Below are 17,274 nucleotides of genomic sequence, written 5' to 3'. Positions count from 1 at the left end.
GGCGACCGACCCGACCGCACCAGGCATGTGAGGCTGAATCGACGTGACCGAAACCGCTGCAGGACACCAGGACTCGTTTCCGCCGAGTGCGGAATTCGCCGCCGTCGCCAACGCGGACGCCACGCTCTACACCCGTGGCGAGGCCGACCGCGACGGCTTCTGGGCCGAACAGGCCAACCGGCTGCACTGGCACAAACCCTTCACCGAGGTGCTCGACTGGTCCGACGCGCCGGTCGCGCGCTGGTTCGGCGACGGCGAACTCAACGTCGCCTACAACTGCGTCGACCGGCACGTGCTCGACGGGCACGGCGACCAGGTGGCCATCCACTGGGAGGGCGAACCCGGCGACTCGCGCGACATCACCTACCGCGAACTGCTGGAAGAAGTTTCGCGGGCGGCGAACTACCTGACCGAACTCGGGCTGGTGGCGGGCGATCGCGTCGCCATCTACATGCCGATGGTGCCCGAGGCAATCGTGTCGATGCTCGCGTGCGCGCGACTCGGGCTCACACACTCGGTGGTGTTCGCGGGATTCTCCCCCACCGCCTTGCGTCAGCGGGTCGACGACGCCGAAGCCCGGCTGATCATCACCACCGACGGCCAGTGGCGTCGTGGCAAGCCCGCACCGCTCAAGGAGGCCGTCGACGAGGCACTCGCCGCCAAGGGCAACGTGCCGTCTTCGGTGGAGCATGTGCTCGTTGTGCGCAGGGTCGGCACGGAGGTGCCGTGGACCGACGGGCGCGATCTGTGGTGGCACGAAACTGTCTCCGGCGCTTCACCTTCCCATGAAGCGCAGGCCTTTCCCGCCGAGCATCCGCTGTTCATCCTCTACACCTCCGGCACCACCGGAAAGCCCAAGGGCATCCTGCACACCACCGGCGGCTACCTCACCCAGACCGCCTACACCCACCACAACGTCTTCGATCACAAAGCGGGACAGGACGTGTACTGGTGCACCGCCGACATCGGCTGGGTCACCGGACACAGCTACATCGTCTACGGGCCGCTCGCCAACCGCGCCACCCAGGTCGTCTACGAGGGCACCCCCAACTCCCCCGACGAACACCGGCACTTCCAGATCATCGAGAAGTACGGCGTCACCATCTACTACACCGCGCCCACGCTGATCCGCACGTTCATGAAATGGGGCCGCGAGATCCCCGACGCCCACGACCTGAGCACCCTGCGCCTGCTCGGCTCCGTCGGCGAACCGATCAACCCCGAAGCCTGGCGCTGGTACCGAGAAGTGTTCGGCGCCGACAAGACTCCCATCGTCGACACCTGGTGGCAGACCGAGACCGGCGCCATCATGATCGCGCCGCTGCCGGGCGTCACCGTCACCAAGCCGGGCGCCGCGATGGGCCCGCTGCCCGGTATCTCCGCGACGGTCGTCGACGAAGAGGGCAAGCCGGTACAGCTCGGCGAGACCGAGGCCAACGGGTACCTTGTGCTGGACAAGCCGTGGCCGTCGATGCTGCGCGGCATCTGGGGCGATATGGATCGCTACCGGTCCACCTACTGGGAGCGCTACGCCGAGCAGGGGTGGTACTTCGCGGGCGACGGCGCCAAGCTCGACGCCGACGGCGATCTGTGGGTACTCGGCCGGGTCGACGACGTCATGAACGTCTCCGGCCATCGCATCTCCACCGCCGAGGTCGAATCCGCGTTGGTCGGGCATCCGGCCGTCGCCGAGGCGGCGGTGGTCGGCGCCACCGACGCGACCACCGGGCAGGGGATCGTCGCGTTCGTCATCCTCACCGGTTCGGCTACCGCGGCCGAGGGGCTCGTCGCCGAGCTGAAGGCGGAGGTGTCCAAGGAGATCAGCCCGATCGCCCGGCCGCGTGAGATCCACATCGTGCCCGAGCTGCCGAAGACACGCAGCGGCAAGATCATGCGCAGGCTGCTGCGCGATGTGGCCGAAGGGCGCGAGCTCGGCGACACCTCCACGCTGGTCGATCCGGGCGTTTTCGAGGCCATTCGCACCGGGAGCAACTGACGGATACCGGCCGGTGACGTCCGAGGTCACCGGCCGGGTCCGTTAAGATCGCGTAGAGGTGTGCCGGGAAGTCTGGTCGGCATGCGGTCGTGAATCCGAGTCGATGAGCGCCCGCAGCTCAGTCGACCCCTGCCGGAAGGCTTGCCCTTGATCACGCGCGTCCGCTCCGAGCTCACCCGCTATCTCCGCACCGAAACCGTCGGCGGTGCGCTGCTCCTGGTGGCCGCCGCGGTGGCCCTGATCTGGGTGAACTCGCCGTGGGGCGCGAGCTATCAGACGATGATCGACACGCACCTCGATATTCCCGCGCTGCACCTCGACCTCACCCTGGCCGACTGGTCCAAGGACGGGCTGCTCGCGATCTTCTTCTTCGTCGCCGGGCTCGAGCTCAAACGTGAGTTCGCCGTCGGCGAGCTCCGCGATCCGAAACGGGCAGCGCTGCCGATCATCGCCGCGGTCGGCGGTGTGATCACCCCGGCCGTGATCGCGCTGGTGGTCGGCCACGGCGTGCCCGGCATGGACAACGGCTGGGCTATTCCCGTCGCCACCGATATCGCCTTCGCGCTGGCGATCCTCGCGATGACCGGCTCGCGGATCCCCACCAGCGCGCGGGTGTTCCTGCTGAGCCTGGCCGTCGTGGACGATCTGCTCGCCATCGTGCTCATCGCGGTGCTGTTCACGGCCTCGCTGTCGCTGCTGTGGCTGGTCGCCGCACTCGCGTGCTGCGGCGCGTGGGCGCTGGCTCAGAAATTCCGGCTGCACACGCCGCTGTTCTACCTTCCGGTCGCGCTGGTGTGCTGGTACGCCCTGCATGAGGCGGGGATCCACCCGACGCTGGCCGGCGTCGCACTCGGGCTGCTCACCAGGGTGCGCAAGGATCCCGGCGAGCGGACCGCGCCCGCGACACACCTCGAGCATGTGGTGCAACCGATCTCGGCCGGATTCTGCGTACCGCTGTTCGCGCTGTTCGCCTCCGGCGTTCCGCTCAACAGCGCGGTGTTCGGATCGCTGTTCACCGACCGGCTCGCGCTGGCAATCATCCTCGGGCTCCTCCTCGGCAAGACGATCGGGATCTTCGGTGTGAGCTGGGTCGTCATCAAGCTCGGCTGGGCCAAACGCCCAGCCGGACTGGAGTATCGGGACATGTTCGCCCTGTCGGTACTCGGTGCGATCGGGTTCACCGTTAGCCTTCTCGTGGCGGAACTCGCACTCGCCGACGTCGGCGACGACGCCATCGATCTTGCCAAGGCCGCCGTTCTGGTGACCTCGATGGCAGCATCGCTGCTGGGATCGGCGCTACTGTTGCGCCGAGGACGTGTGCACCAGGCGCGCCGCGATGTAGACCAGTTACCACAGGGAGAAGGGTCGACGAAGTGAGTTACACCCAAGGCGGAAATGACGGTCGGACGGTCACTTCGATCCCGTTGACCGATGCCAATCCGCCCGGATCGGCGAGCATCGGCAGCCTCGTGCGCGATGCCACCGAGCAGATGTCGACTCTCGTGCGCGCCGAGGTGGCGCTCGCCAAGGCCGAGGTCACCGGCGAGATCAAGAAGGGGCTCACCGGCAGCGTCTTCTTCATCCTCGCGCTGGTGGTGCTGCTGTTCAGCTCGTTCTTCTTTTTCTTCTTCGTCGCCGAGCTGCTCGACATGTGGCTGTGGCGCTGGGCCGCGTTCCTGATCGTGTTCCTGCTGATGGTGCTCACCACCGTGACGCTCGCGTTGCTCGGCTGGCTCAAGGTACGGAAGGTGCGCGCGCCGGAGAAGACGATCGGCTCGCTCAAGCAGTCCGCCGAGGTGCTGCCCGCGGCGTTCACCCACCGTGAGGCCACTCCGTCGCTGGAGAAGTCGAGCAACCGATGACGCGCCGGGCGGGCCCGGTCGCCACCGCCGTACCCGCCCACTAGGCTCGATCGGCGTGTCGTCCAATTCATTCCCGGATCCCTCCAGCGTCCGTTTCGACGGACCGTGGACCCACCGGGACGTGCACGCCAACGGAATCCGTTTCCATGTCGTCGAGGCCGACGGTACGGATCGCGCCGACGCACCCCTGGTGCTGTTGCTGCACGGCTTCGCCGACTTCTGGTGGTCGTGGCGGCATCAGCTGACCGCGCTCGCCGGCCACGGGTATCGCACCGTCGCCGTCGACCTGCGCGGATACGGCGATTCCGACAAACCGCCACGTGGCTACGACGGCTGGACCCTCGCCGGTGACATCGCCGGCCTGATCCGGGCGCTCGGACACACCGAGGCCACGCTCGTCGGGCACGCCGAGGGTGGCCTGGTGTGCTGGGCCACCGCGGTGCTGCATCCGCGGCTGGTCCGCTCGATCGCGCTGGTCAGCTCGCCGCATCCGGCCGCGCTGAAGAGCGCCGTTCTGCGCGATCCGGCGCAGCGCGCGACCTGGCTGCCCGGCTTCCTGCGGTATCAGCTGCCGCGCTATCCCGAGAATCTGCTCACGCGGCGCGGCGGCGCCGAAGTGGAGCGGCTGCTGCACGACCGGGTCGGCGAATCCTGGTCGGGCAGTGCGGAATTCGTCGAGACGGCGGCGCGGATGCGGCATGCCATCCGGATTCCTGGAGCCGCGCACAGTGCGCTGGAGTACCAGCGCTGGGCGTTTCGTAGTCAGTGGCGGCCCGACGGTAAGCGGTTCATGGCCACGATGCGCACGCCGATCGATATCCCGGTGTTGATGCTGCGTGGGGAACAGGATTCGTATCTGCTGGACGCCACGTACCAGCGGGGGGCGGCGTTATCACCGAATCGGACGTTGGTGACGATTCCGCGGGCTGGGCATTACGCGCATCAGGAGAATCCGGGCGAGGTCAATGCGGTGCTCACGTCGCACTGGCGTGAGCAGAACGGGGTCAACGGATCGCCGCACGATGACCTGGTGTCTCCGTAGTTCGGAGCGCTGACAAGCTCGAACGGTCGGTCCCCTGGGACATACCCAGGGGGCCGACTCGCGAGGGGCCTGATCAGCTCAGTACGCAGGCGCCGGTGTCTACCGGGGTGCTGCTGGGGGCGGCCGCCGCCAGTTCGGAGGCGACCTCGTTCAGGGTCAGGACGTAGCCGGTGTCGTCGTCGGTGACCGCGGCGCCGAAGACCACGCCGAGCAGTTGGCCCTCGGCGTCTACGAGGGGGCCGCCGGAGTTGCCCGCGCGGACCTGGCCTCGGACGGTGTAGACCTCACGTTCGACGGTGCCGTCGCGGTGGATGGTGGGGCCGGTGAGGTCGAGGGTCTCGCGGACTCGGGCGGCGCTGGCGGTGTACGGGCCGCCGCCGGGGTAGCCGAGCACGATCGCGCTCTCCCCGGAACTCGCGGGCTCGGGTGCCTGGTTCAGGACCGGCGCGGTGAGCCCAGGAACGGCCAGCACCGCGATGTCCTTGGACGGGTCGAACAGGACCACGGTGGCGTCGAGCGCACCGCGCGCGGTATCGACCGACACGGTATTGGTGCCCGCGACGACGTGCGCGTTGGTCATTACACGTTCCGGCGCGACAATGAAGCCCGAACCTTCGAGCGCCCGCTGGCAGCTGGGTGCGGTGCCGCGGATGCGCAGCACGCTCTGCTGCAGCGACGCCGCGACCGGGCTCGCCAGCACCGACGGATCCGGCGGTTCGACGGCCGCGATCGGTGCTCGGCCGAACGGGCCGATCACATCGGGCAAGCCGGATGTGTCGAGCAGCTTGGAGAATTCGTTGGGTACCTTGCGCAACCAGTCGGGCGCGACCGAGTTGACGTCGGCGAGCACCTTCGACCCGTTGATCGCGGCGGCGACCGCGGGCTGCGACGCCGTGGCCAGCGGCAACGCGAGCAGCCAGGCCGCGACCAGCACGGTCACCGCCTGCAGCACCGCACCCACCACGCTGTCCACACTGCGGGCGACCGGCGCACGGATGCCGGTCCGCGCGGCCCGGCCGAGCACCATGCCCGCGACCTCGCCGACGATCACCAGCAGCACGATCAGCAGGATGCCGCCGAGTACCCGGCTGCGGCCCTCGCTGAGGTGTTTGAGGATGTGCGGTGCGATCAGAATGCCCGCGACCGCGCCGAGCGCGACACCGAAGAACGCCAGCGCCGACGCCACCGCGCCTTGCCGCCAGCCGGTGGACGCCGCGACCAGCGCGATCAGTACCACCGCGATATCGAGCCATACCGAGGCGCTCATGCTCGCGCCTCGCCGACGCTCGGGCCAAGCATGACCACGGTGGCGGCAGCGCCGATGTGCCCGCTCACAGGGTCATTCCGACCGCAGCCAGCGAGCTCTCCAGGTCACGCACGTCGCCCCGATCCCAATCTCGTTCCCACCCAGCGGATTTGATGATGCCGGCGAGGATACCGCCGGTGAGTCCCCACACCAGCATGCCGTCGACTCCGAACGCGGGGCTCTGGTAGCCGAGACTGCCACGCACCATGAATCTGTGTGCCGGATCGAGCAATTCGGTGAGCGGCACACGCACGACACGCTCGGTTTCGCCCTGATCGACGACGCGGACTTCGCTGGGTGCTCGCCAATAGCCGAGCACCGGAGTCACGTCGAATTTCGAGGGCGGGACGAACAGTTTCGGCAGCAGCGCGAACGGCTGGACACCCGCGGGGTCGAGCCCGGTCTCCTCGGCGGCTTCGCGCAGTGCGGTGCCTACCGGGCCGCCGTCGCCTGGGTCGGCGGCGCCGCCGGGGAACGCGATCTGGCCGCGGTGCTGGCGCATGGTCGAGGCGCGCTGGGTGAGCAGGACGTCGGCGTCGGCGGGCAGGCCGCCCGGGGTGTTCTCGTCGGCCTCCGGCGATCCGCCGAACAGTACGAGGACCGCGGCCTGGCGTGGTTTTCCGGTGATCGACATGGCCCGGCGTAGGGCGCGGGAGGTAGCGAGGGTGTCGTCGGCGTCGGGGCCGCCGGTTCTGATCGCCGTGCGCAACCAGGAGGGAACGCCGGAATCGTCGAGCCTCGCTACATCGTTCACGCCATCGCCTTCGATCCGCACGCCACCATTACGTTCTCTGTCATACCGTGACCCCCAGCTTCGCGGATACCGTATCCGCGATGTCGGCCACGTCGGCAAAGGTACGCACCTCCACACTCGCGATGGTGCCATCGGCCCGCACGAGCACCGAGACGGGCAGCACCGCGGGCGCACCGACCGCACTGCGCACGGCGGCCTGCGGGTCCTCGACACCGGGCAGGGTGACGCCGAGCCCGCTCAGTCGCGACAGCGCCTTCGCCTCGTCGGGATCGCTGTGCACGGTCATGACGGTGAGCGCCGAGCCCGCCCGCTGCGCGAATTCCTGCAGATGGGGCAGTTCGACGGCACAGGGGCCACACCAGTAGGCCCACAGATTCAGCAAGGCCGGCTTTCCCGCCAGCGCGGCGGCCAGGTCGATCGGTGTGCCATCGGCCAGACAGGTCACCGCAAGCCCTGCCAACGGTCCCGACCCCACCGCTCGCGGTCCCGATGCGTTCGATGGTGGCTGCGACACCGATGCCTGCGTGGCCGGGCATGGGGTGAGGCCCGCGGCTGCCCGTTCCTCGGCCGACACGCCCGAAGGCTGTCGCGATGTCTGCGAAACGATGCCGGTGGTCTCGGAACCCCCACGCGGCCACAGCGCCACCGTGGCCGCGGCGAGCAAGATCACCGCGGCGAGCACCCAGCGCAACGCGGGCCGCCGCAGCGGCGAGGGTTGGCTCACAGGCCGACCATGTTCAACAGGTGATCGCGCTCGGGACCCTTCACCAGCGCGGCCGCGACCGCGGGATCGGTCGGACCGAGACCGAACGAGGGGCAATCGCCGGCCAGCGCGCACGCGCCGCACGCCGGTTTGCGTGCGTGGCAGACGCGCCGGCCGAGGAAGATCACCCGGTGGGAGAGCATCGTCCAGTCCCTGCGCTCGAACAGCGCACCGACCGCGTGCTCGACCTTCACCGGATCTTCCTCGTCGGTCCACTTCCAGCGGCGCACCAGCCGACCGAAGTGGGTGTCGACGGTGATGCCCGGCACATCGAACGCGTTGCCGAGGATGACGTTGGCGGTCTTGCGCCCGATGCCCGGCAATTTCACCAATTCGTCCAGAGTGTGAGGCAATTCACCGTCGAATTTTTCGACCAGCGCCTGGCCGAGCCCGATCAGTGAACTGGTCTTGTTCCGGTAGAAGCCGGTTGGCCTGATGTATTCCTCCAGCTCCACCCGGTTGGCCTGGGCGTAGTCCTGCGCGTCGCGGTACTTCGCGAACAGGGCGGGCGTGGTGAGGTTCACTCGGACGTCGGTGCACTGGGCCGACAGGATCGTCGCGACGGCCAGTTCCAGCGGGGTGGTGAAGTCGAGCTCGCAGTGCGCGTCGGGGAACGCGTCGGCGAGCGTGCGGTTCATCCGGCGCGCGCGGCGGACGAGTCCGATCCGCGTTTCCGCAGCTATCGCACGGTTCTTGCGCTTGCGCGCGGCGGTGATGCCGGTGGGCGCGGCAGCCGTTTCCGCGGCCGAATCGACATCGCCTGCGGCGGCTGGGACTGGGGAAACGGGCACCGCTTCACCATACGGAACCACTACGACAACATTGCCCGGCCAGATTGCCCGCTGTGTTCCATCTGAGACCTGGACCGTGTTTACTGCCAGTCATGCAAGGACTCGCTGTGGTGCTCTTCCCAGTGCTGTTGATGCTGTTCGCGCTGGGGATGGAGCGGGTCGAGAATCGGCTCCGAAAGCTTCTCGAACCCGACGAAGAGGTTCAGCAGTACCTGGACAACGCCAGCAACGCCGAAGTGAAAGAGCTGACGAAGCTCGGCCTGCCCGCCGCCGTGGCGCGCGTGCGCAAGCGCCGTTCCCGGACCTCCGAATTGGACGTTGCCAGGGCCAGCTAAACGATCGATTCACAGTGTGCGCACATCGCGCAATCCACTCTTTACGTGGTGTCTGTCACTGCGGTGCCGGAATGCCGCGTAGACTGCGCGGTTGGTCGATTCGCTCGACCAGGTTCGCAAGCCATATCCCATAAGGAGCACATTCGTGGACGAGGCCCTCGCCAGAGCAGGCATCTTCCAAGGCGTCGAGCCCACCGCGGTGGCCGCGCTCGCCAAGCAGCTGCAGCCCGTAGATTTTCCGCGCGGCCACGTCATCTTCAACGAGGGCGAACCCGGCGATCGGCTGTACATCATCACGACGGGCAAGGTGAAGATCGGCCGACGGTCCCCGGACGGCAGGGAAAACCTGCTGACCATCATGGGTCCGTCCGACATGTTCGGTGAACTGTCGATCTTCGACCCTGGCCCGCGTACCTCGACCGCAACCACGGTCACCGAGGTCCGCGCCGTGACGATGGATCGCGATGCACTCAAGTCGTGGATCGATCAGCGCCCTGAGATCGCTGAGCAGCTGCTGCGCGTGCTGGCACGACGCCTTCGCCGCACCAACAACAACCTCGCCGACCTGATCTTCACCGACGTGCCAGGTCGCGTCGCCAAGGCGCTGCTGCAGCTCGCACAGCGCTTCGGCACCCAGGAAGCGGGCGCGCTGCGCGTGACCCACGACCTGACCCAGGAAGAGATCGCCCAGCTGGTCGGCGCTTCCCGGGAAACCGTCAACAAGGCGCTCGCCGACTTCGCTCATCGCGGGTGGCTGCGTCTCGAGGGCAAGAGCGTGCTGATCTCGGATTCCGAGCGTCTGGCACGTCGCGCTCGCTGACGTTCGAACACTGCCGTCCCGGCGCTGACGGGACCGTTGATGCGTGTGGGCTCACGAGGAGAGGGCCTCGTCCACACCACCGCGGTTTCGTCGTGCCGGGATGTCGGCCGTTGTAGCCCGGATACGACTCGATCGCCGACACTCCCCAGCATGTCGGCGATCGAGGCGTGTTCAGTTCTGTTCGGCTCGCAGGTATTCCAGCTGCGCCTGCACCGAACTACGCGCGGCGGGCCACAGCCGTTTGTCCACATCGGCATACACCTTGCGGACGACCGCGAAGGCGCCCGCGCCGGAACCCAGTTCGACGAGCGCCGCCCGCACCTGATCGAGCCGCTCCCGCCGATGATCCAGGTAGTACTGCGCGACCGGCGCCGCATCCGGATGGTCGGGCCCGTGCGCGGGCAGTAACGCCTTGCCCGCGCCCAGCTCGCGCAGCTTTTCCAGCGACGCGAGGAAGTTCGCCAGCGCGCCCGGTGCGGATTCGAGCACGGTGGTGCCGCGGCCGAGCACCGTGTCACCGGTGAGCACCGCGTCGGGGAGCAGCAAGCTCACCGAATCGGTCGTGTGTCCCGGGGTGCCGAGCACGGTGATCCGCAAGCCGGCGGCCTCGATCACCTCGCCGTCGGCCAACGGCACGACCGCGCCGCGCAGATACGCCGGATCCACCGAACGCACCGGCGTCCCGGTGGCCTTCACCAGGTGATCGATACCGCCGGTGTGATCGTGATGGTGGTGGGTGATCAGGGTCAGTGCGATCCGGCCGCCGGTGGCTTCGACGATGTCGGCGGTGTGTTTCTTGTCCTTCGGTCCGGGATCGACGACCACGTAGGAGTCGCTGTCCGGGCCGCGCAGCAGCCAGGTGTTGGTGCCGTCGAGCGTCATCTGACCGGGATTGTCGGCCAGTAGTACCGATGCCGTCGGGGTAACCTGTCTGACCTGGCTGTACGCGGGATGTTCCAGTGCCATGGCGGCTGCCTAACTAACCTCGACGATCAATTCCACCTCGACGGGCGTGTTCTTCGGCAGTTCCGAGACGCCGACGGCCGAGCGCGCGTGCACGCCCGCCTCGCCGAACACCTCACCGAGGAACTCCGACGCACCGTTGATCACGATCGGCTGATCGCTGAATCCGGGCGCCGAGGCGACGAATCCGACGACCTTCACGATCCGCACCACCTGGTCGAGCCCGACCAGATCGTGCACGGCCGCGAGCGCGTTCAGCGCGCACAGCCGGGCGGCCTCCTTGGCCTGCTCCACATCCACCTCGGCCCCGACCTTGCCGACCGACGACAGTTCACCGTCGACGAAGGGCAGCTGGCCGGAGGTGTACACCAGCGAACCGGTGCGCACGGCGGGGATGTAGGCCGCGACGGGGGCGGCGACCGGCGGTAGCGTGACGCCGAGCCGGTCGAGCGCGTCCTTCCACGCGGTGGCCACGGCTACTTCTGCCGCTTCAGGTAGGCGACATGCTGTTCGCCGGTCGGTCCTGGCAGCACCGAGACCAGCTCCCAGCCGTCGGAACCCCACTGATCGAGGATCTGCTTTGTCGCGTGCGTCAACAGCGGCACGGTCGCGTACTCCCAACGGGTGACTTCACTCATGGTGTGAGTTTAGGGCTCACCCCGAACGCCTTGGCGAAACGGGTTATAGGCTCGGCGACGTGGGAGCACCAACAGCAGAGCCGGTTTCGTCGGTTCCCGAACCGTCGACCGGGTGGCCGAAGCGCGCGGCCAAGGCCCGCTTGCACTACGTCACCGGCAAGGGGGGCACCGGCAAGTCGACCGTTTCGGCCGCACTCGCACTCGCGCTCGCCGCCGGGGGACGCAAAGTGCTGCTGGTCGAGGTCGAGAGTCGCCAGTCCATCGCGCAATTGTTCGACCGGCCACCGCTGCCACCCACCGAGACCCATATCGCCAGCGCCGACGGCGGCGGCGAGGTGACGGCGCTGGCACTGGACATCGAGTACGCGTTCCTCGAGTACCTCGACATGTTCTACAACCTCGGCTTCGCGGGCCGGGCGATGCGCCGGATGGGCGCCATCGAGTTCGTCACCACCATCGCGCCTGGTCTGCGCGATGTGATCCTCACCGGCAAGATCAAAGAATGTGTGGTCCGCACCGGCAAGGACGGCAGGCCCGCCTACGACGACATCGTCGTCGACGCGCCGCCGACCGGGCGGATCGCCAGCTTCCTCGACGTCACCACGGCCATGGCCGAGATCGCCAAGGGCGGGCCGATCGCCTCGCAGGCCGAGGGCGTGTCCAGCCTGCTGCACTCCGATCAGACGATGATCCACCTGGTGACACTGCTCGAGGCATTGCCGGTGCAGGAGACCGCCGACGCGATCGCCGAACTCACCGCCGACGATCTGCGGATCGGCACGGTGATCGTCAACCGGGCGGCCACCGCCGAGCTCACCCCGGCCCAGCGTGACACGAGCGTGGCGGGCGAACTCGACACCGCCGCCGTCGCCGCGGGTCTGGCGAAGGCCGGAATCACCCTGTCCGAATCGGACTTCGACGGCCTGATCGCCGAAACGGTCGACCACGCGACTGTGCTCACCGCGCAGAACGCGAGCGCGGCCGAACTGGCGCAGATCGATGTCCCCCAGCTGTCCCTGCCCGCCCTGGGCGACGGCATCGACCTCGGTGGCCTCTACGAACTGGCCGAACAGCTATCCGCGCAGGGAGTCCGATGAGCGAGCACGTTTCCACCCCGCCCTTATTGGACGTTTCGAAGATCATCGCCGATCCGAACGCCAAGGTGATCGTGTGCTGCGGGTCCGGCGGAGTCGGCAAGACCACCACCGCGGCCTCGATCGCCCTGCGCGCGGCCGAATCGGGTCGCAAGGTGGTGGTGCTGACCATCGATCCGGCGCGCAGACTGGCGCAGTCGCTCGGCGTGGCCGAGCTGGACAACACCCCGCAGCGCGTGGAACTCGGCCCCGAGGTGCCCGGCGAGCTGCACGCGATGATGCTGAACATGCGCCGCACCTTCGACGACATGGTGCTCGAGCACACCAGCGCCGACAAGGCCGAGCAGATCTTCGCCAATCCGATCTATCAGACGGTGGCGTCGTCGTTCGGTGGCACGCAGGAGTACATGGCGATGGAGAAGCTCGGCCAGCTGGCCGCGCGCAAGGAGTGGGACCTGATCGTGGTCGACACTCCGCCCTCACGCAACGCGCTGGACTTCCTCGACGCGCCGAAGCGGCTCGGCACCTTCCTCAACGGCAAGATGATCCGGTTGATCATGGCGCCGGGGCGCGGTGTCGGCCGGTTCGTCACCGGGGCGATGAGCCTGGCGATGCGCGGGGTGTCGACGATCGTCGGCGGGCAGATGCTCAAGGACGCCTCGACGTTCCTGCAGTCGCTGGAATCGCTGTTCGGTGGATTCCAGGACCGGGCCGAGCGCACCTTCGCGATGCTGTCCAAGCCGGGGACCCACTTCCTCGTGGTCGCCGCGCCCGAGCCCGACGCGCTGCGCGAGGCGTCGTTCTTCGTCGACCGGCTCTCCACCGAGCAGATGCCGCTGGCCGGGCTGGTGCTGAACCGGACGCATCCCGCGCTGTCGGAGCTGTCCGGTGATCACGCGCTGACCGCGGCCGACCAGCTGACCGATTCGGACCCGCTGACCGCCGCGGTGCTGCGCATCCACGCCGATCGGGTGTCGACGGCGACGCGAGAGCGGCGGCTGCTGCATCGCTTCACCGGAGCACATCCGCGGGTGAAGATCGTGTCGGTGACGGCGCTGCCCTTCGAGGTCTCCGACCTGGAAGCACTGCGCGCGGTCGGCGATCAGCTGACCGGTACTCCGGCCTCGGCCTGATCGATTCAGACAAATCCGCTATAGCTGACAATCCCGTAACACCCGCCAACGGCGCCGATTCCGCAAACCAAGCGGTCTCGGCGCCGTTTGTGATAACGGTCCGGTCTCGACCTGCTAGATCGCCACCTGGTGCTGGCGCTGAGCGTTGAAGAATTCAGCCCACGACGTCACGTCGGGATGCTGTTTCAGCAGCGCACGCCGCTGCCGCTCGGTCATCCCACCCCACACGCCGAACTCCACCCGGTTGTCGAGCGCATCGGCACCACACTGCATCAGCACCGGGCAGTGACGGCAGATGGTTGCCGCCTTGCGCTGTGCCGCGCCGCGAACGAACAGCTGATCGGGGTCCACTTCCTTGCATCGCGCCTGGGCAACCCAAGCGATCCTTGCCTCGGCCTGCTCTACATCCAGTCGAGCGATGGGGGTTGTGATGTGCATTTGATGTGCCCCTTTGCAGTCCGAACACCGTTGTGCGGCGCTCCAGAATCGCGAGCGCGGATCACAGCAACCCAACTACCGCTGCGTCCCGCACCACATTCCACTTTGAGTGTTAGCTCTATCACACTGGGTTCTCAATCTAGGTAAAGGTATGGCGGTTGCGCAAGACCGCCCCCCGATTTTTTGGTACGGGCGTCCATTCAAATGGGGTCAGAACCACGCAGTAGTGCTGATCACCGGCGTGGCCGGTCGCGACACGCCGATGTGATCATTTTGTTGACACGCCCGAGCAACCCCCCTGGCACCGGCCGGACATTCCCCGTCGAGCAGCACAGCCGTGAACCTCACCACCCCACCCCTTAGGCTGGGTCTCGTGCCGATCACTCAAACGCTCGCGAGGCTGGCCGGCAGCTGCGCGCTGGCCGCCGTGCTTGTCGCTGGGCTGTTGTTCCCTTTGGCAGGTGGGTTCGGGTTCATCTCCAACCGCGCCGCCGACGCCGTCGACAATGTCTCCGCCGAACTGGTGGAGGGCACGGTCCCCGCCGTGTCGACCATGGTCGACGCGAACGGGTCGCCGCTGGCGTGGCTCTACGAGCAACGCCGCTTCGAAGTGCCGAGCGACAAGATCTCCAACAACATGAAGCTGGCGATCGTGTCCATCGAGGACAAGCGCTTCGCCGACCACAAGGGCGTGGACTGGCAGGGCACGCTGCGCGCGTTCCTCACCAACACCTCCTCCGGTGCGGTGCAGCAGGGCGCGTCGACCCTGGACCAGCAGTACGTGAAGAACTTCAACCTGCTCGTGGTCGCCAAGACCGACGCCGAGCGCCGCGCCGCGATCGAGACGACACCGGCGCGCAAGCTGCGCGAGATCCGGATGGCGCTCACGCTGGACCGCGAGCTGAGCAAGGACGAGATCCTCACCCGCTACCTGAACCTGGTGCCCTTCGGCAACGGCTCCTACGGCATCCAGGACGCCGCGCAGACCTACTTCGGCATCGACGCGTCCCAGCTCACCATGACCCAGTCGGCGATGCTGGCGGGCATGGTGCAGTCCAGCTCCAAGCTGAACCCCTACACGAACGTGCAGGGCGTGACCGACCGCCGCAACACCGTGCTCGACACGCTGATCCAGAACATCCCGCATCGCGCCGAGGAGTTCCGCAAGGCCAAGGCCGAGCCGCTGGGTGTGCTGCCAGAGCCCAAGGGATTGCCGCGCGGGTGTATCTCCGCCAACGACAAGGGCTTCTTCTGCGACTACGCGCTGCAGTACCTGGCCGACGCCGGGATCAGTCGCGAGCAGATCGACAAGGGCGGCTACCTGATCAAGACCACTCTCGATCCGGTGCTGCAGGAATCGGTGAAGCGTTCGGTGAACGAGCAGGCCGACCCCAACCTCGACAACATCGCCGAGGTCATGTCGGTGGTCGCACCCGGTCAGGATTCGCACCCCGTCCTCGCGATGGCGTCGAGCCGCACCTACGGCCTCAACCGCGATGCCAACGAGACGCTGCTCGGCCAGCCGTATTCGATGGCCGGTGACGGCGCGGGCTCGATCTTCAAGCTGTTCACCACCGCCGCCGCGATGGAGAAGGGCCTCGGTATCGCCGCGCAGGTGGACGTGCCTGGCACCTACGCCGCCAGGGGTATGGGCTACTCGAACTCGCCGGGCTGCCCGGCCGACTCGTGGTGTGTCAAGAACGCGGGCAACTACCCGGGGTCGATGTCGGTGACTGATGCCCTGGCCACCTCACCCAACACCACCTTCGTGAAGATGATCCAGGACGTGGGCGTCGAGGCCGCGGTGGACATGGCCGTGCGCCTCGGCATGCGGTCCTACACCGAGCCGGGCACCTCCGGGCGGGGCAACACGAGCCTCGCCGACCACATCAAAGACAACAACATGGGTTCGTTCACGCTCGGCCCGTTCTCGATCAACCCGCTCGAGCTGACGAATGTGGCCGCCACGCTGGGTTCGGGCGGCAAGTGGTGCCCGCCCTCGCCCATCAAGGAAGTCGTCGACCGCAGCGGCAAGGCCGTCCCGCTCACCCAGCAGGCCTGCGAACAGGTCGTCGACCCCGGTCTGGCCAATACCCTCGCCAACGCGATGAGCAAGGACGACATCAGCGGTACCGCCGCGGGCGCGGCACGTGCCGCGGGGTGGTCGGCGCCGATGTCGGGCAAGACGGGTACCACCGAGAGCCACCGGTCCTCGGCGTTCCTCGGCTTCACCAACTCGCTGGCGTCGTCGGTCTACGTCTACGGCGACAGCCCGACCCCCGGCGAGATCTGCTCGTTCCCGCTGCGCAACTGTGGCGCCAGTGATGCCTCCGGCCTGTTCGGTGGTAATGAACCGGCCCGCACCTGGTTCAACGCCATCAAGCCGTTGATGGATCGATATCCGCCTGCCGCGCTGCCCCCGCTGGACGACAAGTACGTCCGTGGCGCGAACAACTCCCAGGTCCCCGATGTCGCGGGCAAGTCGCAGGGCGAGGCCACCTCGATCCTGTCCGGTGCGGGCTTCCAGGTCTCCGCGGTGACGGGGGCCGGTTCACAGGCCAAGGGCACGGTGATGGGCAGTTCACCGAACGGCTCGGCTATTCCGGGCTCGGTGGTCACGATCTACATCAGTGACGGGACGGTCCGGGTGCCCGCGCCGACGACGCCCCCGCCCGCCGCGCCCGCACCGGTGATTCCGGGGCTACCGCAGATTCCGCGCCTGCCACCGATCCCCATCCCGGTGCCGCGCTAGTCACCCGACAAAGGCCGCCGTCCAGTCCGGACGGCGGCCTTCGCTGGTTTCTACAGCCGGGCTTTGACCGCCGCGGAAATGCGCGAACCGTCTGCCTTGCCATCGGCCAGCGCGGTGGCGGCCTTCATGACCTGGCCCATCTGCTTCATCCCCGGGCGCTCCCCGAGCTGCTCGGCGACCTGGGCGATCGCGGTATCGGCGACTTGGGCCACCTCGGCGTCGTCGAGCTGAGTCGGCAGGTACTCCTCGATGATCTGTTCCTCGGCGCGCTCGTTCGCGGCCAGTTCACCGCGACCGTTCTGCTCGTAGATCACGGCCGCCTCGTTGCGCTTCTTCGCTTCCTTCTGCAGCAGCGACACGACATCGGTATCGGAGAGTTCGTGCGCCTGCGTACCGGAGACCTCGGAAGTCTGGATAGCGGCGAGCAGCATCCGCAGGGTCGCGAGACGCAGTTTGTCCTTGGCTTTCATCGCGGTGGTCATATCCGCGCGCAGCTTGGCTTTCAGTTCCGACATGGGCCTTACCGTAGTCGGCCACCCTGGGAAGTCCCATCACATTTTCATCGCGACGGATAGCGAACTGGGCGC

Annotated in this window: 18 protein-coding genes; 9 read left to right on the top strand and 9 right to left on the bottom strand. The window is 67.5% G+C overall.

Annotation, left to right across the window (positions count from 1 at the left end):
• Positions 1-43 precede the first annotated feature (43 nt).
• The 4 genes from acs to ACQHI0_RS29975 all read left to right on the top strand — a co-directional run bounded on the left by acs (position 44) and on the right by ACQHI0_RS29975 (position 4,900).
• The gene (acs, locus tag ACQHI0_RS29990) at positions 44-1,996 is read left to right on the top strand and encodes an acetate--CoA ligase (protein WP_427905100.1); all 1,953 of its coding nucleotides are present in this window, start codon (positions 44-46) and stop codon (positions 1,994-1,996) included.
• Positions 1,997-2,143: 147 nt separating this feature from the next.
• The gene (gene nhaA / locus ACQHI0_RS29985) at positions 2,144-3,373 is read left to right on the top strand and encodes a Na+/H+ antiporter NhaA (protein ID WP_427905099.1); all 1,230 of its coding nucleotides are present in this window, start codon (positions 2,144-2,146) and stop codon (positions 3,371-3,373) included.
• Positions 3,370-3,858, top strand: a complete 489-nt coding sequence (locus tag ACQHI0_RS29980; protein WP_427905098.1) for a phage holin family protein — start codon at positions 3,370-3,372, stop codon at positions 3,856-3,858. Before nhaA ends, ACQHI0_RS29980 begins: the two co-directional genes overlap by 4 nt.
• A 55-nt stretch (positions 3,859-3,913) precedes the next feature.
• Positions 3,914-4,900, top strand: a complete 987-nt coding sequence (locus tag ACQHI0_RS29975; protein WP_427905097.1) for an alpha/beta fold hydrolase — start codon at positions 3,914-3,916, stop codon at positions 4,898-4,900.
• Positions 4,901-4,973: 73 nt separating this feature from the next.
• Here the strand turns inward: ACQHI0_RS29975 and ACQHI0_RS29970 are convergent, their stop codons facing one another.
• The 4 genes from ACQHI0_RS29970 to nth form a co-directional block, all read right to left on the bottom strand.
• Positions 4,974-6,167, bottom strand: coding sequence for a MarP family serine protease (locus tag ACQHI0_RS29970; RefSeq protein ID WP_427905096.1), 1,194 nt, complete (start codon positions 6,165-6,167; stop codon positions 4,974-4,976).
• Positions 6,168-6,231: 64 nt separating this feature from the next.
• A complete protein-coding gene (locus ACQHI0_RS29965) occupies positions 6,232-6,960 on the bottom strand; it encodes an NUDIX hydrolase (protein WP_427905095.1) in 729 nt (242 codons plus the stop codon).
• A 40-nt stretch (positions 6,961-7,000) separates the two neighbouring features.
• Positions 7,001-7,684, bottom strand: coding sequence for a TlpA family protein disulfide reductase (locus ACQHI0_RS29960; RefSeq protein WP_427905094.1), 684 nt, complete (start codon positions 7,682-7,684; stop codon positions 7,001-7,003).
• Entirely contained in the window at positions 7,681-8,361 is a 681-nt protein-coding gene (gene nth / locus ACQHI0_RS29955; RefSeq protein WP_427909351.1) for an endonuclease III, read from the bottom strand. Before nth ends, ACQHI0_RS29960 begins: the two co-directional genes overlap by 4 nt.
• Positions 8,362-8,606: 245 nt before the next feature.
• Here nth and ACQHI0_RS29950 point away from each other — a divergent pair, with 245 nt between their 5' ends.
• Both ACQHI0_RS29950 and ACQHI0_RS29945 read left to right on the top strand, forming a co-directional pair.
• Complete coding sequence (locus tag ACQHI0_RS29950) at positions 8,607-8,849, top strand: hypothetical protein (RefSeq protein ID WP_056821920.1); 243 nt, start codon at positions 8,607-8,609, stop codon at positions 8,847-8,849.
• 145 nt (positions 8,850-8,994) lie between these two features.
• Positions 8,995-9,669 carry a Crp/Fnr family transcriptional regulator gene (locus tag ACQHI0_RS29945; protein ID WP_040703546.1) on the top strand — a complete coding sequence of 225 codons (675 nt, stop codon included), beginning with the start codon at positions 8,995-8,997 and terminating at the stop codon, positions 9,667-9,669.
• Positions 9,670-9,840: 171 nt separating this feature from the next.
• Here the strand turns inward: ACQHI0_RS29945 and ACQHI0_RS29940 are convergent, their stop codons facing one another.
• The 3 genes from ACQHI0_RS29940 to ACQHI0_RS29930 are packed head-to-tail and all read right to left on the bottom strand — an operon-like array spanning position 9,841 to position 11,270.
• Positions 9,841-10,635 (bottom strand): MBL fold metallo-hydrolase, encoded by a 795-nt coding sequence (locus ACQHI0_RS29940; protein WP_427905093.1) that lies wholly within the window; start codon positions 10,633-10,635, stop codon positions 9,841-9,843.
• A gap of 9 nt (positions 10,636-10,644) precedes the next feature.
• Positions 10,645-11,106: a RidA family protein gene (locus tag ACQHI0_RS29935; protein ID WP_266297638.1), complete on the bottom strand. Its 462-nt coding sequence runs from the start codon at positions 11,104-11,106 to the stop codon at positions 10,645-10,647.
• A 2-nt stretch (positions 11,107-11,108) separates the two neighbouring features.
• Complete coding sequence (locus tag ACQHI0_RS29930; protein WP_266297640.1) at positions 11,109-11,270, bottom strand: DUF4177 domain-containing protein; 162 nt, start codon at positions 11,268-11,270, stop codon at positions 11,109-11,111.
• A gap of 59 nt (positions 11,271-11,329) precedes the next feature.
• Between ACQHI0_RS29930 and ACQHI0_RS29925 the strand changes: the two genes are divergently transcribed.
• Together ACQHI0_RS29925 and ACQHI0_RS29920 are read left to right on the top strand one after the other, a co-directional pair.
• Entirely contained in the window at positions 11,330-12,367 is a 1,038-nt protein-coding gene (locus tag ACQHI0_RS29925; protein ID WP_427905092.1) for an ArsA family ATPase, read from the top strand.
• On the top strand, positions 12,364-13,497 hold the full coding sequence (locus ACQHI0_RS29920; RefSeq protein WP_427905091.1) for an ArsA family ATPase: 1,134 nt from the start codon (positions 12,364-12,366) through the stop codon (positions 13,495-13,497). Before ACQHI0_RS29925 ends, ACQHI0_RS29920 begins: the two co-directional genes overlap by 4 nt.
• A 114-nt stretch (positions 13,498-13,611) precedes the next feature.
• Here ACQHI0_RS29920 and ACQHI0_RS29915 read toward each other — a convergent pair whose 3' ends face one another.
• A complete protein-coding gene (locus tag ACQHI0_RS29915) occupies positions 13,612-13,935 on the bottom strand; it encodes a WhiB family transcriptional regulator (protein ID WP_056821932.1) in 324 nt (107 codons plus the stop codon).
• 373 nt (positions 13,936-14,308) lie between these two features.
• Here ACQHI0_RS29915 and ACQHI0_RS29910 point away from each other — a divergent pair, with 373 nt between their 5' ends.
• Positions 14,309-16,687 carry a penicillin-binding protein gene (locus ACQHI0_RS29910; protein ID WP_427905090.1) on the top strand — a complete coding sequence of 793 codons (2,379 nt, stop codon included), beginning with the start codon at positions 14,309-14,311 and terminating at the stop codon, positions 16,685-16,687.
• 50 nt (positions 16,688-16,737) lie between these two features.
• On the opposite strand, the gene ACQHI0_RS29905 is transcribed toward ACQHI0_RS29910, so the two are convergent.
• On the bottom strand, positions 16,738-17,202 hold the full coding sequence (locus ACQHI0_RS29905) for a GatB/YqeY domain-containing protein (protein ID WP_427905089.1): 465 nt from the start codon (positions 17,200-17,202) through the stop codon (positions 16,738-16,740).
• Positions 17,203-17,274: the final 72 nt, after the last annotated feature.

Source organism: Nocardia sp. FBN12 (assembly GCF_050320175.1).
Taxonomy (GTDB): domain Bacteria; phylum Actinomycetota; class Actinomycetes; order Mycobacteriales; family Mycobacteriaceae; genus Nocardia.
This window is presented reverse-complemented; position numbering and strand designations above follow the sequence as displayed.